The sequence below is a fragment of the Streptomyces sp. HUAS 15-9 genome (assembly GCF_025642155.1).
In the GTDB taxonomy this organism is placed as follows: Bacteria; Actinomycetota; Actinomycetes; order Streptomycetales; family Streptomycetaceae; genus Streptomyces.
The window spans coordinates 5579755-5606220 of the sequence record NZ_CP106798.1; the positions used below are offsets into that span (position 1 = coordinate 5579755).

Annotated in this window: 26 protein-coding genes; 11 read left to right on the top strand and 15 right to left on the bottom strand. The window is 70.1% G+C overall.

Annotated elements, in window-relative coordinates:
- Window positions 1-90 precede the first annotated feature (90 nt).
- From N8I87_RS25885 to N8I87_RS25900, 4 genes are all read left to right on the top strand, one after another.
- On the top strand, window positions 91-1035 hold the full coding sequence (locus N8I87_RS25885; RefSeq protein WP_411577286.1) for a LysR substrate-binding domain-containing protein: 945 nt from the start codon (window positions 91-93) through the stop codon (window positions 1033-1035).
- A gap of 285 nt (window positions 1036-1320) precedes the next feature.
- Window positions 1321-2130, top strand: coding sequence for a MarR family transcriptional regulator (locus tag N8I87_RS25890; RefSeq protein WP_411577287.1), 810 nt, complete (start codon window positions 1321-1323; stop codon window positions 2128-2130).
- A 58-nt stretch (window positions 2131-2188) separates the two neighbouring features.
- Window positions 2189-2575 carry a roadblock/LC7 domain-containing protein gene (locus N8I87_RS25895; protein ID WP_263212159.1) on the top strand — a complete coding sequence of 129 codons (387 nt, stop codon included), beginning with the start codon at window positions 2189-2191 and terminating at the stop codon, window positions 2573-2575.
- Between the two features lie 4 nt (window positions 2576-2579).
- The gene (locus N8I87_RS25900) at window positions 2580-3008 is read left to right on the top strand and encodes a hypothetical protein (RefSeq protein WP_263212160.1); all 429 of its coding nucleotides are present in this window, start codon (window positions 2580-2582) and stop codon (window positions 3006-3008) included.
- A 57-nt stretch (window positions 3009-3065) separates the two neighbouring features.
- Here N8I87_RS25900 and N8I87_RS25905 read toward each other — a convergent pair whose 3' ends face one another.
- The 6 genes from N8I87_RS25905 to N8I87_RS25930 all read right to left on the bottom strand — a co-directional run bounded on the left by N8I87_RS25905 (window position 3066) and on the right by N8I87_RS25930 (window position 8110).
- Window positions 3066-5399 carry an ABC transporter permease gene (locus N8I87_RS25905; protein ID WP_263212161.1) on the bottom strand — a complete coding sequence of 778 codons (2334 nt, stop codon included), beginning with the start codon at window positions 5397-5399 and terminating at the stop codon, window positions 3066-3068.
- Window positions 5396-6085 (bottom strand): ABC transporter ATP-binding protein, encoded by a 690-nt coding sequence (locus tag N8I87_RS25910; protein ID WP_263212163.1) that lies wholly within the window; start codon window positions 6083-6085, stop codon window positions 5396-5398. Before N8I87_RS25910 ends, N8I87_RS25905 begins: the two co-directional genes overlap by 4 nt.
- Window positions 6082-6606, bottom strand: coding sequence for a PadR family transcriptional regulator (locus N8I87_RS25915; protein WP_263212164.1), 525 nt, complete (start codon window positions 6604-6606; stop codon window positions 6082-6084). Before N8I87_RS25915 ends, N8I87_RS25910 begins: the two co-directional genes overlap by 4 nt.
- 104 nt (window positions 6607-6710) lie before the next feature.
- A complete protein-coding gene (locus N8I87_RS25920; RefSeq protein ID WP_263212166.1) occupies window positions 6711-6878 on the bottom strand; it encodes a hypothetical protein in 168 nt (55 codons plus the stop codon).
- A 72-nt stretch (window positions 6879-6950) separates the two neighbouring features.
- Window positions 6951-7187: a type II toxin-antitoxin system antitoxin gene (locus tag N8I87_RS25925; RefSeq protein WP_263212167.1), complete on the bottom strand. Its 237-nt coding sequence runs from the start codon at window positions 7185-7187 to the stop codon at window positions 6951-6953.
- The gene (locus N8I87_RS25930; protein WP_263212168.1) at window positions 7184-8110 is read right to left on the bottom strand and encodes an SPFH domain-containing protein; all 927 of its coding nucleotides are present in this window, start codon (window positions 8108-8110) and stop codon (window positions 7184-7186) included. The genes N8I87_RS25925 and N8I87_RS25930 overlap by 4 nt, the downstream gene beginning before the upstream one ends.
- 249 nt (window positions 8111-8359) lie before the next feature.
- On the opposite strand from N8I87_RS25930, the gene N8I87_RS25935 reads away from it, so the two are divergent.
- Window positions 8360-10672 carry a transglycosylase domain-containing protein gene (locus tag N8I87_RS25935; protein ID WP_263212169.1) on the top strand — a complete coding sequence of 771 codons (2313 nt, stop codon included), beginning with the start codon at window positions 8360-8362 and terminating at the stop codon, window positions 10670-10672.
- 90 nt (window positions 10673-10762) lie between these two features.
- Here N8I87_RS25935 and N8I87_RS25940 read toward each other — a convergent pair whose 3' ends face one another.
- From N8I87_RS25940 to N8I87_RS25955, 4 genes are all read right to left on the bottom strand, one after another.
- Window positions 10763-12865, bottom strand: a complete 2103-nt coding sequence (locus N8I87_RS25940) for a SpoIIE family protein phosphatase (RefSeq protein ID WP_263212170.1) — start codon at window positions 12863-12865, stop codon at window positions 10763-10765.
- 280 nt (window positions 12866-13145) lie between these two features.
- Window positions 13146-13847, bottom strand: coding sequence for a cytidylyl-2-hydroxypropylphosphonate hydrolase (fomD, locus tag N8I87_RS25945; protein WP_263212171.1), 702 nt, complete (start codon window positions 13845-13847; stop codon window positions 13146-13148).
- Between the two features lie 84 nt (window positions 13848-13931).
- Window positions 13932-15317, bottom strand: a complete 1386-nt coding sequence (locus tag N8I87_RS25950; protein ID WP_263212173.1) for a class II fumarate hydratase — start codon at window positions 15315-15317, stop codon at window positions 13932-13934.
- Between the two features lie 195 nt (window positions 15318-15512).
- Window positions 15513-17180 carry a fumarate hydratase gene (locus N8I87_RS25955; protein ID WP_263212174.1) on the bottom strand — a complete coding sequence of 556 codons (1668 nt, stop codon included), beginning with the start codon at window positions 17178-17180 and terminating at the stop codon, window positions 15513-15515.
- Window positions 17181-17473: 293 nt separating this feature from the next.
- Here N8I87_RS25955 and N8I87_RS25960 point away from each other — a divergent pair, with 293 nt between their 5' ends.
- Together N8I87_RS25960 and N8I87_RS25965 are read left to right on the top strand one after the other, a co-directional pair.
- Entirely contained in the window at window positions 17474-18175 is a 702-nt protein-coding gene (locus tag N8I87_RS25960; protein WP_263212175.1) for a DUF1707 SHOCT-like domain-containing protein, read from the top strand.
- Window positions 18176-18349: 174 nt separating this feature from the next.
- Window positions 18350-18727, top strand: coding sequence for a WhiB family transcriptional regulator (locus N8I87_RS25965; RefSeq protein WP_263212176.1), 378 nt, complete (start codon window positions 18350-18352; stop codon window positions 18725-18727).
- Between the two features lie 70 nt (window positions 18728-18797).
- Here the strand turns inward: N8I87_RS25965 and glpX are convergent, their stop codons facing one another.
- The gene (gene glpX / locus N8I87_RS25970) at window positions 18798-19832 is read right to left on the bottom strand and encodes a class II fructose-bisphosphatase (protein WP_263212177.1); all 1035 of its coding nucleotides are present in this window, start codon (window positions 19830-19832) and stop codon (window positions 18798-18800) included.
- 126 nt (window positions 19833-19958) lie between these two features.
- On the opposite strand from glpX, the gene N8I87_RS25975 reads away from it, so the two are divergent.
- Window positions 19959-20483, top strand: coding sequence for a DUF4245 domain-containing protein (locus N8I87_RS25975; RefSeq protein ID WP_263212179.1), 525 nt, complete (start codon window positions 19959-19961; stop codon window positions 20481-20483).
- A 110-nt stretch (window positions 20484-20593) separates the two neighbouring features.
- Here the strand turns inward: N8I87_RS25975 and N8I87_RS25980 are convergent, their stop codons facing one another.
- The 3 genes from N8I87_RS25980 to xseA form a co-directional block, all read right to left on the bottom strand.
- Window positions 20594-21184, bottom strand: a complete 591-nt coding sequence (locus N8I87_RS25980; RefSeq protein WP_263212181.1) for a malonic semialdehyde reductase — start codon at window positions 21182-21184, stop codon at window positions 20594-20596.
- 138 nt (window positions 21185-21322) lie between these two features.
- Entirely contained in the window at window positions 21323-21559 is a 237-nt protein-coding gene (locus N8I87_RS25985; protein WP_263212183.1) for an exodeoxyribonuclease VII small subunit, read from the bottom strand.
- A 9-nt stretch (window positions 21560-21568) separates the two neighbouring features.
- Entirely contained in the window at window positions 21569-22777 is a 1209-nt protein-coding gene (gene xseA, locus N8I87_RS25990; protein ID WP_263212185.1) for an exodeoxyribonuclease VII large subunit, read from the bottom strand.
- Between the two features lie 66 nt (window positions 22778-22843).
- Here xseA and N8I87_RS25995 point away from each other — a divergent pair, with 66 nt between their 5' ends.
- A complete protein-coding gene (locus N8I87_RS25995) occupies window positions 22844-23860 on the top strand; it encodes a 4-hydroxy-3-methylbut-2-enyl diphosphate reductase (protein WP_263212187.1) in 1017 nt (338 codons plus the stop codon).
- 52 nt (window positions 23861-23912) lie between these two features.
- A complete protein-coding gene (gene ppgK, locus N8I87_RS26000; protein ID WP_263212189.1) occupies window positions 23913-24659 on the top strand; it encodes a polyphosphate--glucose phosphotransferase in 747 nt (248 codons plus the stop codon).
- Window positions 24660-24680: 21 nt separating this feature from the next.
- Here the strand turns inward: ppgK and N8I87_RS26005 are convergent, their stop codons facing one another.
- Window positions 24681-25205, bottom strand: coding sequence for a DUF6542 domain-containing protein (locus tag N8I87_RS26005; RefSeq protein ID WP_263212191.1), 525 nt, complete (start codon window positions 25203-25205; stop codon window positions 24681-24683).
- 171 nt (window positions 25206-25376) lie between these two features.
- Between N8I87_RS26005 and ychF the strand changes: the two genes are divergently transcribed.
- Window positions 25377-26465 carry a redox-regulated ATPase YchF gene (ychF, locus tag N8I87_RS26010; RefSeq protein WP_263212193.1) on the top strand — a complete coding sequence of 363 codons (1089 nt, stop codon included), beginning with the start codon at window positions 25377-25379 and terminating at the stop codon, window positions 26463-26465.
- Window position 26466 lies beyond the last annotated feature (1 nt).

Here is a 26466-nt window from a genome sequence, read left to right on the forward strand (position 1 = left end):
TTGTCGATGTTGGCACAGGGTCGATTGATACGGGAAATAGCTACACTCGGTCGTGTTGATCGGAGGTATCTATCAGTGACCGTGAGTAGCGTGAGCGGGCGGCAGCGCCGGCCCAGTCTGTCCCAGCTGCGCGCCTTCGCCGCCGTGGCCGAGCATCTGCACTTCCGGGACGCGGCCGCCGCCATCGGGATGAGCCAGCCTGCCCTGTCGGGGGCCGTCTCGGCCCTGGAGGAGACCCTCGGGGTCACCCTGCTGGAGCGTACGACCCGCAAGGTGCTGCTCTCGCCCGCCGGTGAGCGTCTCGCCGTACGGGCCAAGGCGGTGCTGGACGAGGTCGGTGCGCTGCTGGAGGAGGCCGAGGCGGTCCGTGCGCCCTTCACGGGGGTGCTGCGGCTCGGGGTCATTCCGACGGTGGCCCCCTATCTGCTGCCGACCGTCCTGCGGCTCACGCACGACCGGTACCCGGACCTCGATCTCCAGGTGCACGAGGAACAGACCGCCAGCCTGCTCGACGGGCTGGCCGCCGGACGCCTCGACCTGCTGCTGCTCGCCGTGCCCCTCGGTATCCCCGGCATCGTCGAACTGCCGCTCTTCGACGAGGACTTCGTTCTCGTCACCCCGCCGGCCCACTGGCTCGGCGGCCGTGAGGGAATCCCGCGCGAGGCCCTCAAGGAGCTCAATCTGCTGCTCCTGGACGAGGGGCACTGCCTGCGCGACCAGGCCCTCGACATCTGCCGCGAGGCAGGGCGGGCGGACGCTCCGGTCACGACCACCGCCGCGGGCCTGTCGACCCTCGTACAGCTCGTGGCCGGCGGGCTCGGCTGCACGCTGCTGCCCCGTACCGCCCTCAAGGTCGAGACCACCCGCGGCAGTCAGCTCCTCACCGGATACTTCGCCGAACCGGCGCCGAGCCGCCGTATCGCCCTCGCCATGCGCACCGGATCGGCCCGCGGCGCCGAGTACCGGGAGCTGACGGCAGCGCTGCGCGAGGCCCTGCGGCCACTGCCCGTACGGGTGCTCGACGGGGTCAACTGAGTTCGCTTCCCAATCGATCAAATGAGTGTCGAACAAGGCGTTTTGAGCAGCTGGACGTGCCAAGTTCCGTCAGCTGCAGACAGGTAGGAAATCCCTGGCAGGGATATGCCGCTGAACTGATACACATACCCCCTCGGTGCGACGCGTCAGGCGTCAGTGCGAAATGCCGATACGCCAAGGGGAGTGATGTCGGAGGTTCGGGATTCCCTTGACCGGGCCGCCTACGGACGGCTCGCGCACGCCCTCACCGTGTGTGGGCGCGAGGGATTCACGGGAGAACTGCGGGTGCCTGGCAGCCCAGGTGGCGCGTTCCATCTGCGCGACGGACTCGTGGTCGCGGCCGAGAGCCCCGGCGCCCCCGCCCCCGAGGCGCTCCTGCTGCGCTCCGAACGCGTCGACGGCGAGCAGTGGGCGGAACTGGTGCGCGAGTCCGGCGGGGCGCGCTGGCCGGCCGCCGGGCTGATCGCCCACGGCTACGCGGGGCCCGCCCAGCTCAGGGTGGTCTGTGTCATGGCCCTGCACGACGCGGCCTTCGCCATCGTCGCCGGTCAGGTGGACGGCTGCGAGCCCGTCACCGGCACCGAGCCGCACGCCCCGGTCACCGTCGGCGAGACACCCGCCCGGCTGCTCCAGGAGGCGGTGCGCAAACTGTCCGCCGTGGCCGCGCTGCCGTACCCGGTGCGCCCCGACCGGGAACGCCCCAGGCCCGTGGTCGCGGCCGACCGCGCCCGCACCCCGCTGCAACAGGAGCTGCTCGTCCACGCCGACGGCCGCCGCACCGCCCGCGACCTGGCCTTCCGTACCGGCCGCGGGGTCTACACCGTCACGGTGGAGGTCGCGCGCATGCTCGGCGAGGGGCTGCTGGAGTGCGCCGCCCTCACCGACCGGATCCCCGTCCGGATGCCGCTGGAGGCTCCGGTCGTACGACACCGGAAGCCACCCCCGAGCCCCCCGGACCCGGAGCCGCCCCCCGTCCCCACCGAACTGCCGCGCCGCGATCCGGGCGCCAGCGGCATCACCGAAGCCCTCACCCCGGCCAAGAGCGGGGCGAGCTGGAAAGGGTTCTTCCGGTTGCGGCACGGAACCGCCAAATGAAAAGCGCGTGTTGATCGCCGCAACGGTCGAATTCAGTCAGGAACGAGGAGTTGAGCACATGAATCACGAAGCCCTGGCGCGAGAAATGCGCGGGCTGCGCGAAAGGGTCACCGGAATTACCGACACAGCACTGGCCGCCGCCGACGGAATGCTCATCGCGGCCGACACGGCGGACTCGATCGACCCGGAGGGCCTCGCCGCGCTCGCGGCCGCCGGGCTCGGCCTGGCGCGCCGCACCGCCGACGCCACCTCGCGCGGAGTGCTGCGGCAGACGGTGACGTACGGCAGTCACGGCTGTGTCGCCTTCTACGCCGTCGGTGACACGGCCCTGATGGTCGTGCTCGGCGACGAGGGGATGGACGTGGACCGCCTGCACCGGGCGACCCACCCGGCCCTCGACCGGATCGGTTCGATTCTCATGGACAAGACAACAGAAGGAGTGTGAAGGGATGGCGACAAAGCGTATGACTCCGGGTTTCTCCGACCAGGTGATGAGTCTGGTCAAATCGCTCCGCAGCGACTCACCGGACTGCCTCGCGGCAGGCGTGGTCGACATGTCGACCGGGATGCTGCTGTCGTACGAGACGGTCGACAATCACCCGCCCGAGGTCCTGGACCTCCTGGCGGGCGCGACCCTCGACCTGTTCCAGGGGCGGACGGTCGTGATGATCGAGGACATCTTCAAGGAGCGCCGCGGCATCACCGCCGACAGCCACTTCTTCCAGGAGATCCTGGTCAACAGCGAGAATCTCACCCACCTGTTCATCCGCATGAACGAGCAGCAGGACGTCGTGGCCGTGATCGTCTGCCGCAAGTCGGTCAACGTCGGCATGCTGTTCGCCCAGGCCCGAAGGGTGGTGCGGGAGCACAGCCTGTGACCGCACGGGGCATGGGCCCCTCCCACCGGGAAGGGGCCCACGCGGGAAGCGGTGCGGCTACTCCGTCCGCAGCCCGTCCGGCCGCATCAGCCGCAGCAGCGGCGGCAGGCTGAGCAGCGTCACGGCGATGACGACTCCGGCACCCACGCCGGTCATCGCCAGGACGCCCATCCAGTCCACCCGGACCGTGGTGTTCGTCATGCTCAGCAGGACCGCGCCCAGCGTCAGACCCACCGCGGACGCCAGCAGCAGGCCCAGCGCGATCGGGACCGCCGTCTGCCACAGCACCGAAAGACCCAGGGTGCGGCGCCGGGTGCCGAAGGCGATCAGTGCCGACAGCAGCTTCTTGCGCTCGCGCAGCTGCTCCAGCTGGGAGACCAGCAGGCTCGCGCCGATCAGCACCAGGACGCAGCTGGCACCGACGAACAGGCCGGTACGGATGGACTGGAACTGCTGCGACTGCTCACTGGACGCCAGGTTGAACACGTTCGCCATGGGATCCAGCCGCGCGGCCGTGTTGCGCGCGTTCTCGCGAGCGTCCGGCACCGAGGGGTCCAGCATCACGAACACCTTCTGGTACAGACCGGACGCCGCGGCCCTGGGCAGCGCGCCCGAGGTGATCAGCAGACCGCCACGGGCGTAGCCGGTCGGATCCTCGCGCTGCTCCGCCGACTTGACGCGGGCGGGCACCGTCCAGGCCGTCGGGTGGCTCGTCGTCCCCTCGTACGACGGGTCGAAGTACACGGTGCTGCCCGGCTCGGCGAGCTTCTTCGTCTTGCTGTCGTAGTCGCTGCCGAGGATCCGGAAGACGTCGCCGTTGCGGCAGGACGCCAGCCGCGCCACCTCGCGCAGCTCCGCGCAGCTGCCGACGGCGACCTCCAGCTCGCTGTCGGGCTGCTTGGCCCGGTCCCCTACCGAGGCCATCGAGATGGCCGACGCACGGCGCACGCCCTCGGTCTTCGCCAGCCGCCGGCCGGCCTCGGCCAGCGGGATGCCGTTGCCCGTGGAGACCTCGAGCTGAGCGCGGGTCAGATCGTTGGCGGTCTGCTTGGTGTAGTCGCCCTCGACCCCGGCGAACAGCATCTGCAGCGCGACCGCCCCGGCCACCGCGACGGCGATGCCGTTGACCATGCGGGCGGCCGAACCGCTACTCAACTGAAGCCTGCGGATCGCCAGTTGCCAGGAAACCGAGCCGGAGTTCAGCCGGGCCACCACGGCCTCGACGACCCACGGCAGCAGGGCGGTGATGCCGACGAGCAGCAGCACCGTGCCGCCGATCACCAGCCACTCGTTGAAGTTCCCGTTGTCGTTGCCCTGGCCGATCATCGGGTAGAGCATCGCGAGACCGCCCAGCGGCAGCAGCAGCCGCCACCACAGCCGGCGCCGCGGCGGCTGCGCCGTACGGACCACGCCGAGCGGTTCGATGACGACCCCGCGCAGGGCGAACAGCGTCACCAGGACGGCCGCCGCGGGCACGGCGACGGCGACGAGCGCGACGAGTGCGGGCGACGGGTCGAGGTCGCTCGGGAACACGCTGACGTCCTGCACCTTCAGCAGGGCCGCCAGCTGACGCCCGGCCAGGAAGAAGCCGGTGCCGAGGGCGAGCCCGAGCAGTGCCCCGGCGAGCGCCTCGCCGGCGGCGATGCGGCGCGCCATCCGGCCGTCCGCGCCGACCAGCCTGAGCGCCGCGAGCCGACGGTCCCGGCGCTCGCCGCCGAAGCGTACGGCCGCCGCGATGAACACGCCGACGGGCAGCAGCAGCACGGTGAAGACGATCAGGATGAGCAGCAGCAGGACCGGGTCCAGTGGCTCCGTTGTCCTCCCGGGGGAGGGCCCGAAGCGGTCGATGCGCTCGGCGTTGCCGCCGGTCAGATGGTTCTCCAGCCCCTGGGCGCCCGCGTAGTAGGCGAGTTCGGCCGGCCCGATGAGTCCGGACTGTCCGATCGTGCCGGTGACGCGGTAGGGGAGGCGTTCGCGCAGCAGCTTGCCGGAGTCGGACTCGAGCAGGTTCTTCAGCGCGGGCGAGACGACCATCTCGCCCTTCGCCGGGAAGCGAGTGATGCCCGGCGGCAGCGGGGCCCGCGCGCCCTCGGGCTCCAGGAGCCGGCCGCGGACGTCGTCGCTGCGGAACGTCGTGTCGGTGCGGCCGATGACGAGCGTGTCGTCCGCCTTCGGCATCACCTTCCCGCTGTAGGTGAAGTCGTCCCGGGCGCTGCCGCGCCGGTCACGCTCGCTCAGCGCGCTCGGCACCGCCGTCGTGAGCAGCAGCAGCGCCACCCCGAGCCCGACGCCGACCGCCGTCAGCAGCGCCCGGACCCACCCCTCACGCCCGCCGGTGAAGGCGAACCGGGCCCCCATGGCCAGATCCCTGACCGTCTGACCTGCGCTCATACGGCGCGCTCCATGTCACGGGACTTCCCGTCCCGTACGACTATCTCGCGGTCGGAGTACGCGGCCACCCGTGCCTCGTGCGTGACCAGGACGACGGCCGCGTTGGTGGAGCGGGCCGCGTCCGTCAGCAGCTCCATCACGCGCTCGCCGTTGAGGGAGTCGAGCGCGCCGGTCGGCTCGTCGGCGAACAGCACCCGCGGACCGGTCACCAGCGCCCGCGCCACCGCGACCCGCTGGCCCTGACCGCCGGACACCTCGCCGGGCCGCTTGCCCTTCAGGTCGTCGACCTCGAGCCGCTCCATCCAGCTCAGCGCCGTCCGCTCGGCCTCCTTGCGGGAGGTGCCGTTCAGCCGCAGCGGGAGGGCGACGTTCTCCACGCAGGTCAACTCCGGTACGAGCTGGCCGAACTGGAACACGAACCCGAACTCGGACCGCCTGAGCGCGCTGCGCTGGGCGTCGCTCATCGTCGCGAGCTCCTGGCCGTTGTACGTGATCGAGCCCGAGTCCGGGGGCACGATCCCGGCGAGGCAGTGCAGCAGCGTCGACTTGCCGGACCCGGAGGGGCCCATCACGGCGACGACCTCACCGGGGTGGATGGAGAACTCGGCGCCGTCCAGCGCGACGGTCGGCCCGTACGCCTTGCGCAGGTCCTGGGCGGTGAGCAGGGAACCGGGAGGAGGAGTCACTTGGCCACCGCCTCACGGAGCTTGTCGAGGCGCGCGGTGGTCAGCTCCAGCCAGCGCAGGTCCGCCTCCAGGTGGAACAGCGCGTGGTCGCAGATCAGCTGGTCCGCGAGGTCGCCCTTGCGCTTGCGGTCGGTCAGGATCCGCATGCTGCGCAGGTGCTCGGAGCGCTGGGTGTCGAGGATGTCGGCCGCGTTGCGGTGCGTGAGCAGCGCGAGGACGACCTTGGTGTAGAGGGTCGACTGGAGGTATTCCTCCGGCTTCTCCGGTGTCGCCAGCCACCGCTCGACGTCAGTGACCCCGGCGTCGGTGATCGCGTAGCGCTTGCGCTCGGGCCCGCCGCCCGCCTCGATGCCGTCGACTTCGACGAGCCCGTTCTTCAGCAGGCGGGACATCGTCGAGTAGACCTGGCCGTAGTGCAGCGGCCGGTCGTGACCGAACTTCTCGTCGAAGGCCCGCTTCAGGTCGTAGCCATGACGCGGGCCGGACTCCAGGAGCCCCAGAAGGGTGTGACCGATGGACATGGCAGCACTCTACATACGGTGTATACGCGGTATGTATACGCGGAGTGTGTAGATCATGGCGGGCGGTACGACCCCGCAGGTGGAGGCCGATTGTCACGGTTCTGCTACACGGCCGCCGGTCCGGCCCGCGGGGCCGCCCACGGCACGGAATCGGACCCGGCGCCCCCGGGCAGCCGCCCGGCATCCGCGAGGGCCTTGCGCAGCAGGGACTCGATCTGTGCGTTGGCGGGCCGGAGTTCGTCGCGGGCCCGGCCTGCCGGTGCTTCGTGCACGGACGGGTCGAGCCGCTGCTGTGGCCGATGCGGGGGCGGGCCGCCGGGGGTGTCTGTTGTGCTGTGCGGTGGTCAGTCGGGTTCGGGGGGGCGTCCGCGGCGGGGGATGGGGCCTGCGCCCTTGGGCAGCCGTCCGGCGTCTGCGAGGGCCTTGCGCAGTAGGAACTCGATCTGTGCGTTGGCGGAGCGGAGTTCGTCGCCGGCCCAGCGTGCCAGTGCTTCGTACACGGACGGGTCGAGCCGCAGCAGCACCTGCTTGCGCTGCTGCGGCCGACGCTGCGGGGTCGGGCCCCCGGAGGCGTCCGTCACTGGTAGAGGGTCCCCGTGTTCAGGACGGGCTGCGGTGCCCGGTCCCCGCACAGCACCACCATCAGATTGGAAACCATCGCCGCCTTACGCTCCTCGTCCAGCTCCACGATGTCCCGCTCGGCGATCCGGGCGAGCGCCGCCTCCACCATGCCGACCGCTCCGTCGACGATCTGCCGCCGGGCCGCGACCACCGCACCGGCCTGCTGCCGCTGGAGCATCGCGGAGGCGATCTCGGGAGCGTACGCGAGATGCGTGAAGCGCGACTCGATGATCCGTACACCGGCCGCCTCCACGCGAGCGTGCAGCTCGGCCGCGAGCTTCTCGGTGATCTCCTCGGCGTTGCCGCGCAGTGAGAGCCCGTTCTCGTCATGGGCGTCGTACGGGTACTCGATGGCTATGTGCCGCACCGCCGTCTCGGTCTGCGTGGCGACGAACTCGGCGTAGTCGTCGACCTCGAAGACGGCCTGGGCCGTGTCCCGGACGTTCCAGACCACGACCGCGGCGAGCTCGATCGGGTTGCCGTAGGCGTCGTTGACCTTGAGGACGGCGGTCTCGTGGTTGCGCACCCGGGTGGAGATCCGGGTCCGCGAGGTGAAGGGGTTCACCCAGCGCAGGCCGTCCTGCCGGATCGTTCCCCGGTACCGCCCGAAGAGCTGGACCACCCGCGCCTCGCCCGGCGCCACCGTGTTCAGCCCGCGCATCGCGATGACGGAGGCGAGGAGGACGAGCACGCCCGCGACCAGCAGCGCGGCCTTGGCGCCGGCCGCGGTGACCGCCGAGGCGGCGGCGATGAGGCCGAAGGTGACCAGCAGCCCGGTCAGCCCGAGCAGCAGCGCGAGTCCGCCGCCGATGCTGTGCGCGGTGAACTCCCGCACCCGTGGGGCGGGCATCTCGGGTGCGTCGTGCGTGTCGTGCGTGGACATGGGTGGTCCCCCCCGTTCGTGTAGCGGTGCCGTTTCGTCTAGCACTGCTCTATCTAAGTGATAACACTTTACCGCGTCATGGCAACCTCGAGCCCCGTTCGTACGTCGGTTCCCATGGGATGGGTGCTGATTGTCACGTCCGTAAAAGAGCGGATCGGGCGCCCTTTGTCATAGAGAGCGGTGTTAGCTTTCTGAGCTGACCAGAGCCAGACACCTGTGTGACAGCCGAGACGGGGAGCAGACGTACTCATGGGGCGAGCGGAAGAACGAAGAGCGCGACAGCGCGGTGGCGGTGGCCACCGGGCGGCGCCCAGGCGCCGCTCGTCGGGTGGGGCGGCTGCCGGGTCCACCGGCCCGGGCAAGCCCGCCAAGGGCCGCATACGCAGACTGTTCACCTGGAAGAAGATCCTCGGCACGTTCCTCGGCCTCTGCCTGCTGTGCATCGGGTCCTTCGTCGTGCTGTACCTGGTGGTCGACGTGCCCGAGGGCAACAAGGCGGCGCAGCGCCAGAGCAACATCTACAAGTACAGCGACGGCAAGATCCTGGCCCGCAAGGGCACGGTAAACCGCGAGATCGTCGACCTCGCCAAGGTCCCGAAGAAGGTCCAGCTGACCTTCGTGGCGGCCGAGAACAAGTCCTTCTACAAGGACGTCGGCGTCGACTTCCGGGGCACCGCCCGCGGTCTGATCAACACGCTCTCCGGCAGGGGCAAGCAGGGTGGTTCGACGATCACCCAGCAGTACGTCAAGAACTACTACCTCAACCAGGACCAGACCGTCACGCGCAAGCTGAAGGAACTGGTCATCTCGCTGAAGGTGGACCGCCAGAAGTCCAAGGACGACATCCTCGCGGGCTACATCAACACCAGCTACTACGGCCGCAACGCCTACGGCATCCAGGCCGCCGCGCAGGCCTACTACGGGATCGACGCCGAGAAACTGAACGTTGAACAGGGCGCGTATCTCGCCGCGCTGCTGCAGGCGCCGAGCCAGTACGACTGGGCCGTCGCCTCGGAGACCAGTAAGAAACTGGTGACGAACCGCTGGAACTACGTCCTGGACAACATGGTCGAGGAGGGCTGGCTGCCCAAGGCCGAGCGCGACACCATGACGTTCCCGAAGCCCAAGGCGCCCAAGGGCGCGCCCGGTCTGGACGGGCAGAAGGGCTATCTGGTCGAACTCGCCAACCAGCAGCTCGAGCAGCAGCTGATGGACAGGGACGGCCTGACGCAGTCCCAGGCGGAGAACGCGGTCGTGGACCAGGGCTGGACCATCACCCTGAACATCGACCGGAAGAAGCAGGCCGCGCTGGAGAAGGCCGTCAAGTCGCAGCTGACAAGCAAGCTCGACCCCAAGAAGCGCAAGGTCGACCGGAACGTCCAGGCCGGCGCCGTCTCGGTCGACCCCAAGACGGGCCACATCGTCGCCCTGTACGGCGGCGTGGACTACTACAAGCACTACTACAGCAACGCGACCCGCCGGGACTACCAGCCCGCCTCGACGTTCAAGCCGCTGATCCTGGCCGCCGCGCTGGAGAACCAGGCCAAGACGCAGAACGGCACGGCGATCACCGCGAGCACGAAGTACGACGGCACCAGCCGCCGCCCGGTCGTGGACCAGGGCACCAAGGTCGGCTTCGCCCCGCCCAACGAGGACGACCACAACTACGGCCCCATCACCGTCCAGACGGCCATGAACCAGTCCGTCAACTCGGTCTTCGCGCAGATGGGCGTCGACGTGGGCATGGACAAGGTGATGAGCACCGCCAAGACGCTGGGCATGGACACCAAGGGCATGCAGGCGGTACCCGCGCAGACCCTGGGCTCCATGGGCGCCAGCCCGCTGGAGATGGCCGGCATCTACGCCACCTTCGACAACCACGGCGCGAAGGTGACGCCGTCGATCATCAAGTCCGCGGAGAGCAAGAGCCGTACGGTCGAGATGCCCGACCCGATCGGCGGCTCGGTGATCACGCGCACCGCCGCCGACACGGTGACCTCGGTGCTGACCGGCGTGGTCGACGACGGTACGGCCCGTGAGTCGGTGGCCGGCAACCCGCTGCGCAACGGCCAGCAGGTGGCGGGCAAGACGGGTACGTCGGACAAGAACAGGTCCGCCTGGTTCACCGGCTACACACCCGACCTGGTCACCTCGGTGGGCCTGTTCGGCGAGGATCCCAAGCCCCCCAACCGCCATGTCCCGCTGTACGGGGCAGGCGGCGAGCCGCGCGTCAACGGCGGTGGTTACCCGGCGAAGATCTGGGCGGCCTACACCTTCGGCGTCACGGACAGGGTCAAGTTCGACCTGAACACCACCCAGGGCGCGGCCGTCGAGCCGACCGACACGCCGACCTGGTCGTCGTCGCCGACCAAGACCCCGTCCCAGTCGCCGACCTCCCAGTCGCCGAGCCCGTCCGACACGCCGACGCAGTCGCCGACCCAGACCCCGACCACCCAGCCGCCGACCCAGACCCCGACGACCAGGCCGCCGACGACGACTCCGCCGGTCACACCGACGGGTGACATCACCGACAACCCGCTCAACCCGGCCGACCAGCAGTGACGCCATGACAGCGCGGAGGGCGCCCGGACAGTCCGGGCGCCCTCCGCGCCGTGTCGGCCTGCTCGGCCCCGCGACGGCCGCGAACCGGGCCTAACCGCGGTTCAGTTCGAACCAGACGACCTTGCCGGTGCTCAGCCGGGTCGCGCCCCACCGCCTGGCCAGTCGGTTCACCAGATACAGCCCGCGTCCGCCCTCGTCCGTCGCGCGCGCCTGCCGCAGCCGCGGCAGCTGCGGCACGTCGTCGCCGACCTCGCAGCGCAGCACGTCGGTGCGCAGTAGCCGGAGGGTGACCGGACGGGACGCGTAGCGCACGGCGTTGGTGACGACCTCGCTCACCAGCAGCTCCACCGAGTCGGTGAGGTCCTCCAGACCCCAGCGGGCGAGCGCGCGCCGGGCCAGCCGGCGGGCCCGGCCGGGGGCTGCGTCCTCCGGCTCCAGGAACCAGTACGCCACGTCGCTCGGCGCGATCCCGTCGAAGCGGGCGGCGAGCAGCGCGATGTCGTCGTCCCGGTCGCCCGGACCGAGCATGTCGAGCACCTCGTCGCACAGGGCCTCGAGGGGCGGAGGATGGTCGGGACCGGTCAGCTGGGCGGTCGCCGCCAGCTTCTCGCGCAGCTGCTCTATGCCGGTCCACACGTCCCGCAGCCGGGACTCGACCAGACCGTCGGTGTAGAGGAGCAGCGTGGCCCCGGCGGGCGCGTCCAGCTCCACGGCCTCGAAGTCGACCCCGCCCACGCCGATCGGCGCGCCCGGCGGCACCCGCAGCACCTCGGCCCGCCCGCCCAGGTGCAGCAGCACCGGCGGAGGATGGCCGGCGTTGGCGATGGTGATGCGGTGCGAGACCGGGTCGTACACGGCGTACAGACAGGTCGCCATCCGGTCGCTGCCCAGGCGCTGGGCCTGTTCGTCGAGGTGGTGCAGCACCTCCTGCGGCGGCAGGTCGAGCCCGGCCAGGGTCTGCGCGGTGGTACGCAGCTGGCCCATGATCGCGGCAGACGTCATGGAGTGGCCCATGACGTCCCCGACGACCAGCGCGACCCGGCTGCCGGGTAGCGGGATGGCGTCGTACCAGTCGCCGCCGACCCGGGCCGTCTCGGCCGCAGGGAGATAGCGGGAGGCCAGCCGGACGCCCGTCGGGCGCGGCAGGGTCTCCGGGAGCATGGTGCGCTGCAGCTCGTCGGCGATGTAGGCCTCGCGGCCGTACAGCACCGCCTTGTCGATGCCCAGGGCGCTGTGCGTGGCCAGCTGGGCGGCGACCAGCAGGTCGTCGGCCTCGAAGGCCGGGCGCTCCGGGCGGCGCAGGAAGAGCGCGGCACCGATGACCCGGCGGCGGCCGCGCAGCGGGGCGAGGATCGCGTGCTGGCCGTCGGGGACGACCGACTCGCCGCTCTCGCCCAGGAGTTCGGGCAGTGCGGCGCGGGCGGCGGGCGCGTCCGCGAACACGGGACGTACCCCGCGCAGCACCTCGTTCAGCGCGCCGCCCGGCCGCACCTCGCACAGCTCGGCGGTCAGCGAGGACAGCTCCGACAGTCCCGTCAGCTCCGACGGCTCGGGCTCCGGGGGCTGCACGGGCAGGAAGCCGCCCTCGGTGTCACGTTCCTCCGGAATCCGGTCCGTGCGCCGCAGCCGCAGCACGACGGGTCCCGTGGGCCGCTCGTCGCCCACCGGCAGCGGGTCGCGCAGATAGACGAGGATGGCGTCCGAGAAGGTCGGCACAGTGGCCCGGCACAGGCCCATCACGATCTCGTCGAGGTCGATACCGCGGGCGATCCGCCGGGTCGCGGCGCCCACGAACCGCAGCCGGTCCCCGTCCCGCCGCATCGGCATCGGCCGCCCGGGCGGCAGCCCCCGCCCGGTACGGCGGTCCTGGCCACCGGTGGCGTGCTCCTGCTCGGCGCCGGGCTGCGGCGGAATGCCCTCCGGCGTGGGACGCGGGCGGTGCGTATCGGTCTCGGCGGCGGCCGGCTGCGAGTGCTCGGGGCGATTGACTGGGGGCTCCTTCCCCTTGCCGCAGGGCGCGGTCGTACCGGGCGAAGAGGGCGTCTCGCCGGTGCGGGCCTGCGCGGGTAAGGCGGTGGCGCCGAGCGGCTTCGGGGAACGCAGGAGCGCCCCGCGGGGCTCCGCGGGGTCGACGCCCGGCTGGGGGCGGTCGTAGGAGGGGGTGGGGTGCTCCGTCACGCGTTTCGAATCCATCCGTCCGGGGCTGCGCGCCGCGCGCGCAGTTCGTCCCGCAGAAATCCCGATACCCGGAATACGTGCCCCGGGAACGGAATTCCCGCGTGGTCAGGAGTTGTTCCTGTGCAACCGGCGAACCTTCTCGGGCCCGTGCCGGTGTTGCCCTCGTACCCCTCGCTCACGTCCTGCCGCCCCTCGGTGACGTTCGGTCAAGCCCGGCACATGTTCCGGGAGTTACTGCTGCGCACCCTTGCGGAGGACGATCCTACGGTTGTGGACCGGGGGCGCATCAAGGGTCTCATGAGGACACATGCGCCGGCATACGGTCCCAGTCCTCCGGAAGTGAAGGTACAGCCCACGACGGATCCGGGCGCCAGTGCTGCCAGCCTTCCGAGAACGGCGGCCCCCAGGAGCGGATCACGTCCACCACGGCCTGCCCCGCCTCCCGCACCTGCCCGGCCAGCCGGGCGTCCATCAGCCCGTCCCGCTGGGCCTGCGCGAACTCGTCCTCGTCACGCCAGTGCCAACTGCGGTCCGGGTGAACGGAGATGTCCAGAAAATGGTCCTCGGAGTCCACTCCGCCGTCCCAACGGGCCAGCGGCTGCTCAAGATTGACGTACCAGTTCTTGAAATGCCAGCCCGGCTCCCAGAACAGCCACACCGACCAGGGTTCGCCGGGCCGGGCCAGCTTCAGCACTCCCGTGCCGAACCAGCGGCCGACTTCCACGGTACGCGGCTTGGTGTACCGGGACTCCAGCGGCTCCACGTGCACCGGCGTACCGTCGGCGAGCACCGGCTTCATGCACTCGGTGCCCGGCGCCATCCACACGGCGAGCAGGTCCGCGTCGTCCCGGACGACGGTGACGGGGCGTGCGATGTGGAAGCGCTCGCCTGCGTTCTCCCGGTACCGCCACAGGATGTGACTGCCGGGCGCCCAGTAGCCCGCCGAGCCGCCCGCTTCCGCACGCTCCATGCGTCTCACCGCTCCGCCGTCTGCCATGCACAGATATTAGGTGCCGTAGGCATACGACGCTGCGGTACGCGTCACGGTTCTGGCCCGGCGGGGCCAATGGTCCGCCGGTCGTCACGGACGCGTCATACGCAGGACATCCAGCGCCTCGTCGAGCTGCTCCAGGGTGAGCTCGCCGCGCTCCACGTACCCGCTCTCCAGCACCACTTGGCGGATGGTCTTCCGTGCCGCGAGGGCCTTCTTGGCGACCTTCGCGGCTTCCTCGTACCCGATGTACTTGTTCAGCGGGGTGACCACGGAGGGTGACGACTCGGCGTACTCACGGGCCCGTTCCCGGTCGGCGGTGATCCCGTCGACGGTGCGGTCGGCGAGCAGCCGCGAGACGTTGGCGAGCAGCCGGACCGACTCCAGCACGTTCTTCGCGATGACCGGGAGCATCACATTGAGCTCGAAGTTCCCGGAGGCGCCGGCGGTGGCGATGGTCATGTCGTTGCCGACGACCTGAGCGCAGACCATGAGCACGGCCTCCGGGACGACCGGGTTGACCTTGCCGGGCATGATCGAGGAGCCCGGCTGGAGGTCCGGGAGCCGGATCTCGGCGAGTCCCGTGCGCGGCCCCGACGCCATCCAGCGCAGATCATTGGCGATCTTCGTGAGTCCGACGGCGATGGTCCGCAACTGCCCGCTGGTCTCCACGATCCCGTCGCGTGCCCCCTGCGCCTCGAAGTGGTCGCGCGCCTCGGTGAGCGGCAGCCCGGTGGCGTGGGCGACCTCCTCGATCACGGCGGCGGAGAACCCGGGCGGGGTGTTGATACCGGTCCCCACGGCCGTGCCGCCCAGCGGCAGCTCGGCCAGCCTCGGCAGGGAGGCGTTCAGCCGCTCGATCCCGTACCGCACCTGGGCCGCGTATCCGCCGAACTCCTGGCCCAGCGTCACGGGCGTGGCGTCCATCAGATGGGTCCGCCCCGACTTCACCACGTCACCGAACTCCGCGGCCTTGCGCTCCAGGGAGCCGGCGAGGTGCTCCAGGGCCGGGATCAGATCGCGGGTGACGGCGGCGGTGGCGGCGATGTGAATCGACGACGGAAAGACGTCGTTGGACGACTGGGAGGCGTTGACGTGGTCGTTGGGATGCACGTCCCGGCCGAGCCGCCCACTCGCCAGCGTGGCGATGACCTCGTTGGCGTTCATGTTGGACGAGGTGCCGGACCCCGTCTGGAACACGTCCACCGGGAAGTGCTCGTCCCACTTGCCCTCGGCCACCTCCGCGGCCGCGTCCTGGATGGCCTCGGCGACATCCTTGTCGAGCACCCCGAGCCCGGCGTTCACCTTCGCCGCGGCCCCCTTGATCCGGGCGAGCGCCTCGATGTGGGCACGCTCGATGCGCTGCCCGGAAACGGGAAAGTTCTCCACGGCACGCTGAGTCTGAGCCCGCCACTTGGCCCCGACGGGGACACGGACCTCACCCATGGAATCGCGCTCGATGCGGTATTCAGTCATGCCGGGTACAGCGACGAGGGCGGCATGGATGTTCCGTCCCTTGGGCCACCCGGGTGGGCCACCGTGTCGCCTTCAGCACCGCCGACGCTCGGGTTGCAGGGGTGGAGCCCCGCGAGGGGTGCAGGCGCGGAGCCCCTGAGGATGGGACGGGTAGGGGCGGCGGGGGCGAGAACCGCCCCCGCCGCACCCCACGCGCTACGCCAGCCCCGGCCCCCGCACCGGAATCGACGTGAACGTCGGCTGAGGAGCCGGGTCCTGGAAGAAGTCGTCGCCCTTGTCGTCGACGACGATGAAAGCCGGGAAGTCCTCCACCTCGATCTTCCAGACCGCCTCCATGCCGAGCTCCTCGTACTCGACGACCTCGACCTTCTTGATGCAGTCCTGGGCGAGCCGCGCGGCCGGCCCACCGATCGAACCGAGGTAGAAGCCGCCGTGCGCGGCACACGCGTCCGTGACCTGCTTGCTGCGGTTGCCCTTGGCGAGCATCACCTTGGAACCGCCCGCCGCCTGGAACTGCTCGACGTAGGAGTCCATGCGCCCGGCCGTGGTCGGACCGAAGGATCCGGAGGCGTAGCCCTCGGGGGTCTTCGCCGGGCCGGCGTAGTACACCGGGTGGTCCTTCAGGTACTGCGGCATCTCCTCACCCGCGTCCAGCCGCTCCTTGATCTTGGCGTGCGCGATGTCACGCGCCACGACCAGCGGGCCGCTGAGGGACAGCCGCGTCTTGACCGGGTACTTGGTCAGCTCGGCCAGGATCTCGTCCATCGGCTGGTTCAGGTCGATGCGGACGACGTCACCCTCGGACTCCAGGTGCTCGTCCGTCGTCTCCGGCAGGAACCGCGCCGGGTCCGTCTCCAGCTGCTCCAGGAAGACGCCCTCGGCGGTGATCTTCGCGACGGCCTGGCGGTCCGCCGAGCAGGACACGGCGATCGCCACCGGGCAGGAGGCACCGTGGCGGGGCAGACGCACCACACGGACGTCGTGGCAGAAGTACTTGCCGCCGAACTGCGCGCCGATACCGATCTTCTGCGTCAGCTCGAAGACCTTCTCCTCCAGCTCCTTGTCCCGGAACCCGTGCCCGAGCGGCGAGCCCTCGGCCGGGATCTCGTCCAGGTAGTGCGCGGAGGCGTACTTCGCGGTCTTCAGGGCGTACTCGGCGCTCGTACCACCCACCACGATCGCCAGGTGGTACGGCGGACAGGCGGCCGTACCCAGCGAACGGATCTTCTCCTCCAGGAACTTCATCATGGAGGCCTCGTTCAGGACCGCCTTCGTCTCCTGGTACAGGAACGACTTGTTGGCGGAGCCGCCGCCCTTCGCCATGAACAGGAACTTGTACGCGCCGCCGTCGGTCGCGTACAGCTCGATCTGCGCCGGGAGGTTGGAGCCGGTGTTCTTCTCCTCCCACATGGTGAGCGGAGCCATCTGCGAGTAGCGCAGGTTCAGCCTGGTGTAGGCGTCGTGGATGCCGTGGGACAGCGCCTTCTCGTCCTCACCTTCGGTGAGGACGTTCTGGCCGCGCTTGCCCATCACGATCGCCGTGCCGGTGTCCTGGCACATGGGCAGCACACCGGCCGCCGCGATGTTCGCGTTCTTCAGCAGATCAAGGGCGACGAACTTGTCGTTCGCCGACGCCTCCGGGTCGTCGATGATGCGGCGCAGCTGCGCCAGGTGGGCCGGGCGCAGATAGTGCTGGATGTCGTGGATGGCCTCCTCGGCCAGCTTGCGCAGTGCCTCCGGCTCCACCTTGAGGAATGTCCGCCCGTCGGCCTCGAAGGTGGAGACACCTTCGGAGGTCACCAGCCGGTACGGGGTGGTGTCCTCTCCCAGGGGGAGCAGATCGGTGTACGCGAACTCAGGCATCTTCGCCCATTCCTCACTCGACAGGCAGCTTTTCCCAGGCGGCTCGCCTCCGGGGCACCTGAGCCTGTGCGCGGAGCCCGACCGTGCTCAGCCCTTCGGGCCTTTGCGCGCTCGGACTCCGCGCACAGGCGCGCCCCTTCGGCTCACTCGCCTGTGGCCCGTCGGCGCCGGCGGGCCTCACCAGCGTAGAACCTGCCGTCGGCGCGGAACCTGTGAGGTAAGGCTCAGTGCGCGACGCGCGGGGTTGTCCACACCCCTAGTCGCGATCTATCGCGTTTCGGTACGCTGCTGCCGTGGACCTTCAGAAGCACGCCCAGCAGGAGCGCACGGCGCCTCCCGTCGCCGAACTGCGCGCCTCGGACGCCGACCGTGACCGCATCGCCGACATCCTGCGCGACGCCCTCGCCGAGGGGCGCCTGACCGCCGACGAGCACGCCGAGCGCGTGGAGGGGGTGCTGAACGCCAAGACGGTGGGTGAGCTGGAGGTCTTCATCCGGGACCTGCCCGCCGCCCACGAGCGTCCGGCCGCCCCGGCCTACACGCCCGTGCCGCCCCGCCCCGCGCCGGGCGAGATACCCGCCGAGGCCGACGCCAACGTTGTCGCCGTGTTCAGCAGCGCCATGCGCCGGGGGCGCTGGCGCGCCGGGCGCCGTCTGCACGCGTACGCGGTCTTCGGCACCGTCGAGATCGACCTCAGCGAAGCGATCTTCGAGTACCAGCATGTCGTGATCAAGGCGGTCTCGGTCTTCGGCGACGTCCAGATCCGCGTGCCGGAGAACGTGTCGCTGCGCGGCACCGGCGGTGGTGTCCTCGGCAACTTCGAGGTCTCCCCGCTGGATTCGGTCGAGTCCGAGGCTCCCGTGGTCTATGTGGACGGGTGGGCCGTACTGGGCAATGTCGAGGCGCGGCCGAAGCGCGGCAAGCTCGTCGCGGACATCCTCGACCGTGTTCAGGGCAAGGTCGACAGGACGTTGCGCAAACATCTCGATCGTTGACGGTTGTGAATCGGGCCGGAAACGGAAGGAATCGGTCCTCCTGCGGACGGCGCACAGGGTCGTGAACAAGCCGCCGCGCGCCTGCGGTTCGGAACGCAGTGCATAGGCTCGCGTACAGCGGGTAGGGCTTGCAGCATCGTCTCTCGCTCGCGAAGCCGTCGTCAGGAGTAGACCGTGCTGCAACCGCCGCATTCGTCCCTGCAGGTAGCTGCCGTTCCGGCCCAGCGGGGGCCGGCGCAGGACAGGGACCAAGACGCACCCTGGCACACCGAGGCGGTGTGCCGGCGCGACGAGGCCGGCCTGTTCTTCGCACCTTCCAAGGAGCCCACGGCGGCCAGGCTGTCGCGAGAGGAGGCGGCCAAGCGGGTCTGCGCGCGTTGCCCGGTGATGGTCGAGTGCCGCGAGCACGCACTGCTGCAGCCCGAGCCGTACGGCGTCTGGGGCGGCCTCACCGCGGCCGAACGCCGGGTGGTTCTGGCCCGGCGGCGCCGCCGCGACATGGAACTGAAGAAGACGGCCCGGACGGTGACCCGCATAGCGCAGGCGGGCTAGGACGTGCAGAGGCGCCCCCTCCGCACCAGGGGGCGCCCCTTGTGAGCCTTGAGCGTGAGCTGCTACGCGGCTACTTCGCCCTGTCGAAGTCGATCGCGCTGTACGCACGCAGCTTGCTCAGCCGGTGCTCCGAGTCGATCCGGCGCACCGTGCCGGACTTCGACCGCATCACGATCGAGTCGGTCGTGGCGGTCTCCGACCGGTACCGCACACCCCGCAGCAGCTCACCGTCGGTGATGCCGGTGGCGACGAAGAAGACGTTCTCGCCGGAGACCAGGTCGTTCGTGGTGAGGACCCGGTCGAGGTCGTGTCCGGCGTCGATGGCCCGCTGCCGCTCCGCGTCGTCCTTCGGCCAAAGCTTGCCCTGGATGGTGCCGCCGAGGCACTTCACGGCGCAGGCCGAGATGATGCCCTCGGGGGTGCCGCCGATGCCCAGCAGCAGGTCCACGCCGGTGCCCTCGCGCAGCGCGTAGATCGAGCCGGCGACATCGCCGTCCGAGATCAGCTTGATGCGCGCGCCGGCCTCCCGGACCTCCTTGATGATGCCGTCGTGCCGCGGCCGGTCGAGGATGACGACGGTGACGTCCTCGGGCGTGGAGCGCTTGGCCTTGGCGATCCTGCGGATGTTGACGGCCACGGGCGCGTCGATGTCGACGAAGTCGGCGGCCTCGGGGCCGGTGACCAGCTTGTCCATGTAGAACACGGCGGACGGGTCGAACATCGAGCCGCGGTCGGCGGCGGCCAGCACCGCGATCGCGTTCGGCATGCCCTTGGCGGTCAGCGTGGTGCCGTCGATCGGGTCGACGGCGATGTCGCACTCGGGGCCGGTCCCGTCACCGACGCGCTCCCCGTTGAAGAGCATCGGTGCTTCGTCCTTCTCGCCCTCGCCGATGACGACGACGCCGTTCATCGAGACGGTGGAGACGAGGGTGCGCATGGCGCGTACCGCCGCGCCGTCGGCGCCGTTCTTGTCACCGCGCCCGACCCAGCGCCCCGCGGCCATCGCGGCGGCTTCGGTCACCCGGACGAGTTCCAGGGCGAGGTTGCGGTCGGGAGCCTCGGAGGGTACTTCCAGCTCGGAGGGCAGATGATGATTCTCGGTCATCGGAGCGCACCTTTCTGATACGGCGACGGCCGGACGAGGGTTTCCTCACGACTCTATCGTTGGGCAGACATAATGAGCAGAGCCCCCCACGGATGAGCGCGACGGACACCTGCGACGATAGGGGGCGTGGCAGGTTCGAACGGCAAGCAGAAGACGGTCCGGGACATGATCCTCTCCCTGGCCCTCATCGGGGTCGCGGCGGGCGTGATCTATCTCTTCGTCCCGCACGACGACCACACTCCCGACCTCAAGCGGGTGGACTACCGCGTGGAGCTCCTGACGGCGCGCCGCGCCGCGGCCTACCCGGTGGCCGCGCCCGAGGGGCTGCCGGACACCTGGAAGGCGACCTCCGTGCGCTTCCGGGGGGAGAACTTCGACCGCTGGCACCTGGGCTTCCAGAACCCCGACGGTGAGTACGTGCAGGTCGAGCAGTCGACTCAGAAGCGCGCCGAGTTCATCGACGAGGCCAGCCAGGGCGCGAGCGCGACCAAGGTCACCGAGCGGATCGGCGACCGCACCTGGACGCGCTACAGCGGCGGCCGCTACGACGCCCTCGTCCTGGAGGACACACCCGGTTCCACGACGGTGGTGGCGGGTACGGCGTCGTTCGCGCAGCTGACGAAGATGGCGCAGGCGCTGAAGACGGCGTGAGCGCCCGCGCATACGAGATATGAGCGCCCGCGCCCACGAGACGTGAGTGCCCGCGCGTACGAGAGAGGCCCCCGGCTGTGCCGGGGGCCTCTGCGTGTCTGCGTCGCGCGTCAGACGGTGGTGATGACGTCGTCGTACGCCAGTCGCGGCGAGCGCGGGAACCAGGCGCCCTCGCCCGGCTTGCCGATGTTGACGACCATCAGCGGGGTGTGGTCGTCGTCCAGGAACTCCTTCTGGACGCCGGCGAAGTCGAGACCGGTCATCGGGCCGGCGGCCAGGCCGGCGGCGCGGATGCCGATGATGAAGTACGCGGCCTGGAGGGCGGCGTTCATCGCGGCGGAACCCTCACGGACCGGGCGCTCGCCGAAGAACACGTCCTTGGCCTGCGGGAAGTGCGGGAAGAGGGCCGGCAGCTCCTCGTGGAACTCGTTGTCCGCGGAGAGGATCGCGACCAGCGGGGCGGTGGCCGTCTTGGCCTGGTTGCCCTCGGCCATGTGCTGGACCAGGCGCTCGCGTGCCTCGGGGGAGCGGACCAGGGTGATGCGCAGCGGGGACTGGTTGAAGGCGGTCGGGCCGTACTTGACGAGGTCGTAGATCGCCTGGACCTGCTCCTCGGTCACCGGCTCGTCGGTGAAGGTGTTCGCGGTGCGGGCCTCGCGGAACAGCAGGTCCTGGGCGGCGGAGTCAAGAACGAGAGACATGCGTGAACTTCCTCGAATGCGTGTCCGGTCCGGGAAGGGCCGGACCTGCTTACGCACCCGAACGTACGTCAATAAAGTTCAAGCTTCAACCAAAACCGGGGCGTGGTGATCCGCTTCACAGCTGACCAGCGCCAACGGCTACTCGCCCGCCTCTTCCGCCTCCTCGGCCGTCTCCTCCTCGGCCAGCGCCGCGTCCAGCCGGGCCCGCGCACCCTCCAGCCAGCGCCGGCACACCCGGGCCAGCTCCTCGCCGCGCTCCCACAGGGCCAGGGACTCCTCCAGGGTCGTCCCCCCGGCCTCCAGCCGCCGCACGACCTCGATCAGCTCGTCGCGCGCCTGCTCGTAGCCGAGCGCCTCATCCACCTTGCCGGTCATCCACTCACCCTAAGAATCGACTCGTACGGAGAACTCACCCTCGGCGACCCGCGCCCGCAGCGCCTCGCCCGCGGCCACCTCGTCCGGGTCCCGCACCACATGGCCGTCGGACTTCTGCAGCACCGCGTAACCGCGCTTCAGCGTCGCCGCGGGGGACAGGGCCACCACGCGCGCGTGCGTGTGCGTCAGCTCGGAGTCGGCCCGGTCGAGGAGGTGCCCGAGCGTGCGCCGGGAGCGCTCGACCAGCGATGCGACCTGATCGGCCCGCTCGTCGACCATGCGGTGCGGATCCTCCATCGAGGGCCGGGCCAGCGCATGGGCCAGCCCGCGCTCCTCCCGCTCGATGAACGCCCCCACGCACCGCCGCGCCCGGTCCCGCAGCAGGCGCACCCGCTCGAACTCCTCGCCCACGTCCGGCACGACCTTCTTGGCGGCGTCCGTCGGGGTCGAGGCGCGCAGGTCGGCGACATGGTCGAGCAGCGGGTTGTCCGGCTCGTGCCCGATCGCGGACACCACCGGCGTACGGCAGGCGGCCACCGCGCGGACGAGCTGCTCGTCGGAGAACGGCAGCAGGTCCTCGACGCTGCCGCCGCCACGAGCGACGATGATCACATCGACGTCCTCCAGCTCGTCGAGCTCCTTCACCGCCTGCACCACCTGCGGCACCGCGTGCACACCCTGCACGGGCACGTTGCGCACCTCGAAGCGCACGGCGGGCCAGCGGTGCCGCGCGTTCTCCAGCACGTCCCGCTCCGCGGCCGAGGCGCGGCCGCAGACCAGGCCGATGAGCTGGGGGAGGAAGGGCAACGGCTTCTTACGCCCGGGCGCGAAGAGCCCCTCCGCCGCCAGCGTCTTCTTCAGCCGCTCCAGCCGGGCCAGCAGCTCCCCGACCCCCACCGGCTTTATCTCGGCGGCCCGCAGCGACAGCTGCCCGCGCGGCGCGTACCACTCGGGCTTCGCGTGCACGACGACCCGGGCGCCCTCGCCCACGACATCGGCGACGGCGTCGAACACCTGCCGGTAGCAGGTGACGCTCACCGAGATGTCGTACGACGGATCGCGCAGCGTCAGGAACACCACGCCGGCCCCCGGCCGCCGCGACAGCTGTGTGATCTGCCCCTCGACCCACACCGCCCCGAGCCGGTCGATCCAGCTCCCGATGAGCCGCGACACCTCACCGACGGGCAGCGGTGCGTCCGCGGACGTGTTGACAGCCATGCGCCGAGGTTAACGGCCGCCGCTGACATCCCGGCCCGATCTTCGGCCTCCGCACGCGGCCTTACGATGGTTCCCATGACTGCTTCGCCAGGCCGCCGTGTCCTGCTCGCCGCCCCCCGTGGCTACTGCGCGGGTGTGGACCGCGCCGTGATCGCCGTCGAGAAGGCCCTGGAGCAGTACGGGGCCCCGATCTATGTCCGGCACGAGATCGTCCACAACAAGTACGTCGTACAGACCCTGGAGAAGAAGGGCGCGATCTTCGTCGAGCGGACGGAGGAGGTCCCGCCCGGCAACATCGTCATGTTCTCCGCGCACGGGGTCGCCCCCGTGGTGCACGAGGAGGCCGAGCGCGGCCGCCTCGCCACCATCGACGCCACCTGCCCCCTGGTCACCAAGGTCCACAAGGAAGCCGTCCGCTTCGCCAAGGAGGACTACGACATCCTCCTGATCGGGCACGAGGGCCACGAGGAGGTCATCGGCACCTCCGGCGAGGCCCCCGACCACATCCAGCTCGTCGACGGCCCCGAGGACGTCGCCAAGGTCGAGGTCCGCGACGAGTCCAAGGTCGTCTGGCTCTCCCAGACCACCCTCTCCGTCGACGAGACCATGGAGACGGTCGACGCCCTGAAGGAGAAGTTCCCGCAGCTCATCTCACCTCCCAGCGACGACATCTGCTACGCCACGCAGAACCGTCAGCTCGCCGTGAAGCAGATGGGCGCCGAGGCGGAGCTGGTGATCGTCGTCGGCTCCCGCAACTCCTCCAACTCCAAGCGGCTCGTCGAGGTCGCCAAGCTCGCCGGCTCCCGCGAGGCCCACCTGGTGGACTTCGCCGACGAGATCGACGAGGCCTGGCTCCAGGGCGTGACCACGGTCGGTGTCACCTCCGGCGCCTCCGTCCCGGACGTCCTGGTGGAGCAGGTCCTTCAGTGGCTCGCCGAGCGCGGCTACGGGGACGTCGAGATCGTCAAGGCGGCCGAGGAGTCCATCACCTTCTCGCTGCCCAAGGAACTCCGCCGCGACCTGCGCGAGGAGGCGGCGTCCCTGGCCGCTGAGCGCGGTGGCTCGGGTACGTCGGACGCGTGATGGGCACCCCGCCCAGGACGTGACTGTCAGTCGCACGACGTAACGTAGAGCCATGCAGATCTTCGGCGTGGACATCGGTGGATCCGGGATCAAGGGCGCCCCTGTGGAGCTGGAGCGGGGCGACCTGGCGGAGGAGCGCTTCAAGGTGCTCACTCCGCAGCCGGCGACGCCCGACGCGGTGGCCGACGGCGTCAAGGAGGTCGTCGAGCACTTCGGCTGGACGGGCCCGGTCGGGCTCACCTTCCCGGGCGTGGTCACCGGCGGCGCCATGATCCGTACGGCCGCCAATGTGGACAAGAGCTGGGTCGACACGGACGCGCGCGCCCTGTTCAGCGACCGCCTGGGCGGCCATGACGTCACGGTCGTCAACGACGCGGACGCGGCGGGCGTCGCCGAGATGAACTTCGGCGCCGGCCAAGGCCGCCGGGGCACGGTCATCCTGCTCACCTTCGGCACGGGCATCGGAAGTGCCGTGTTCGTCGACGGCGCCCTCGTCCCGAACACGGAACTGGGCCACCTCGAGCTGAACGGCCACGAGGCGGAGAAGCGGGCCTCCAGCAAGGTCAAGGACGACAACGACATGACGTGGGAGCACTGGGCCCGCCGGGTCCAGAAGTACCTCGCCCACGTCGAGATGCTGTTCTCCCCCGAGCTGTTCATCATCGGCGGCGGGGTCAGCCGCAAGTCCGACAAGTTCCTGCACCTGATCGAGGGCGTCAAGGCGGAGATGGTCCCGGCGCAGCTGCAGAACAACGCGGGCATCGTGGGAGCGGCGATGCGGGCGGCCAAGCACGGCTAGCGCGGCTGGTGCGGGTTGCGCTCACGCCCGTCGCCGGCGCCTGACCAGCCGGATCCTCCGGACGATCACGATCACACCGGCGATGAGCGTCCCCCCGTACAGCCACCCGGCCTGGGTGGCCAGCGCGGTCACCACGCCCATCAGCTCCCCGGCCGTCCCCCCGCTGCCGTCCGCGACGGGCAGCAGCCCCGCGGCGAAGGCGATCGGCACGACGACGGGCGCGATCATCAGATCGCTCCCGCGTACCCACAGCGCGGTCAGCACGCACACCGGCAGGAACAGCACGCCGTACACCGTCAGGGACGCCCCGAACAGCAGCTGGTCGAGGTAGCCGAGCAGGAACATCACGGCCCCGCAGAACAGCCCGCCACCGAGTCCGGTGAGCCGGGGGTTCGGCATCCGCCGCGAGGGCCGTACCGGTCGGGCCGGACCGGGGGAGGGCCGTCGTACGCCCTCCGGACGGCGTCTTGCCTGGGGCGGCAATGACGCCGGCGGGGTGCCGCGTCGCGGTCCGTGCTGCGGGGGTCGCGTCCTGTGTTGCTCCACTGGACCAACTTAGGTCTGTTTATGTGCGGAATCGCCCCTCAGACACGCCGATGGGCAGAGCTTGGCCAACCGTTCGACGCGGCCGCCGGGGCCCCGCCGGGTACGCCGTAGACTGGTGGATCGGCCGGACTCCTGGCCCCCTGGCCCTCACCACATACGGGAAGTCGCAACGTGTCGCTCACGATCGGAATCGTCGGTCTGCCGAATGTCGGCAAGTCGACCCTGTTCAACGCCCTGACCAAGAACGACGTGCTCGCGGCCAACTACCCGTTCGCCACGATCGAGCCCAACGTGGGTGTGGTCGGCGTCCCGGACGCGCGCCTCACCAAGTTGGCCGAGATCTTCGGTTCGCAGCGGATCCTCCCGGCCACCGTCGACTTCGTCGACATCGCCGGCATCGTGCGCGGCGCCTCGGAGGGCGAGGGCCTGGGCAACAAGTTCCTCGCGAACATCCGTGAGTCCGACGCGATCTGCCAGGTCATCCGCGCCTTCAAGGACGAGAACGTCGTCCACGTCGACGGCAAGGTCTCGCCGAAGGGCGACATCGAGACGATCAACACCGAGCTGATCCTCGCCGACCTCCAGACCATCGAGAAGGTCCTGCCGCGCCTGCAGAAGGAGTCGCGGATCAAGAAGGACGTCGCGCCCAAGGTCAAGGCCGTCGAGGAGGCCAAGGAGATCCTCGAGAAGGGCGACACGCTCTTCGCGCACGGCATCGTCCAGGGCACCGAGCGCAACGAGCTCCTGCACGACCTGCACCTCCTCACCACCAAGCCGTTCCTCTACGTCTTCAACGTCGACGAGGAGGAGCTGATCGACGAGGACTTCAAGAACGAGCAGCGCGCCCTGGTCGCCCCCGCCGAGGCGATCTTCCTCAACGCCAAGCTGGAGGCGGACCTCGCCGAGCTCGACGAGGAGGACGCACTGGAGCTCCTGGAGTCGGTCGGCGCCGAGGAACCCGGCCTCACCACCCTCGCCCGCGTCGGCTTCGTCACCCTCGGCCTGCAGACCTACCTCACGGCCGGCCCGAAGGAAGCCCGCGCCTGGACCATCAAGAAGGGCGCCACCGCTCCCGAGGCCGCCGGTGTCATCCACACCGACTTCCAGAAGGGCTTCATCAAGGCCGAGGTCATTTCCTTCGCCGACCTGGTGGCAACGGGTTCGGTCGTCGAGGCCCGCGCCAAGGGCAAGGCGCGCATGGAGGGCAAGGAGTATGTGATGCAGGACGGGGACGTGGTGGAGTTCCGCTTCAACGTCTGAC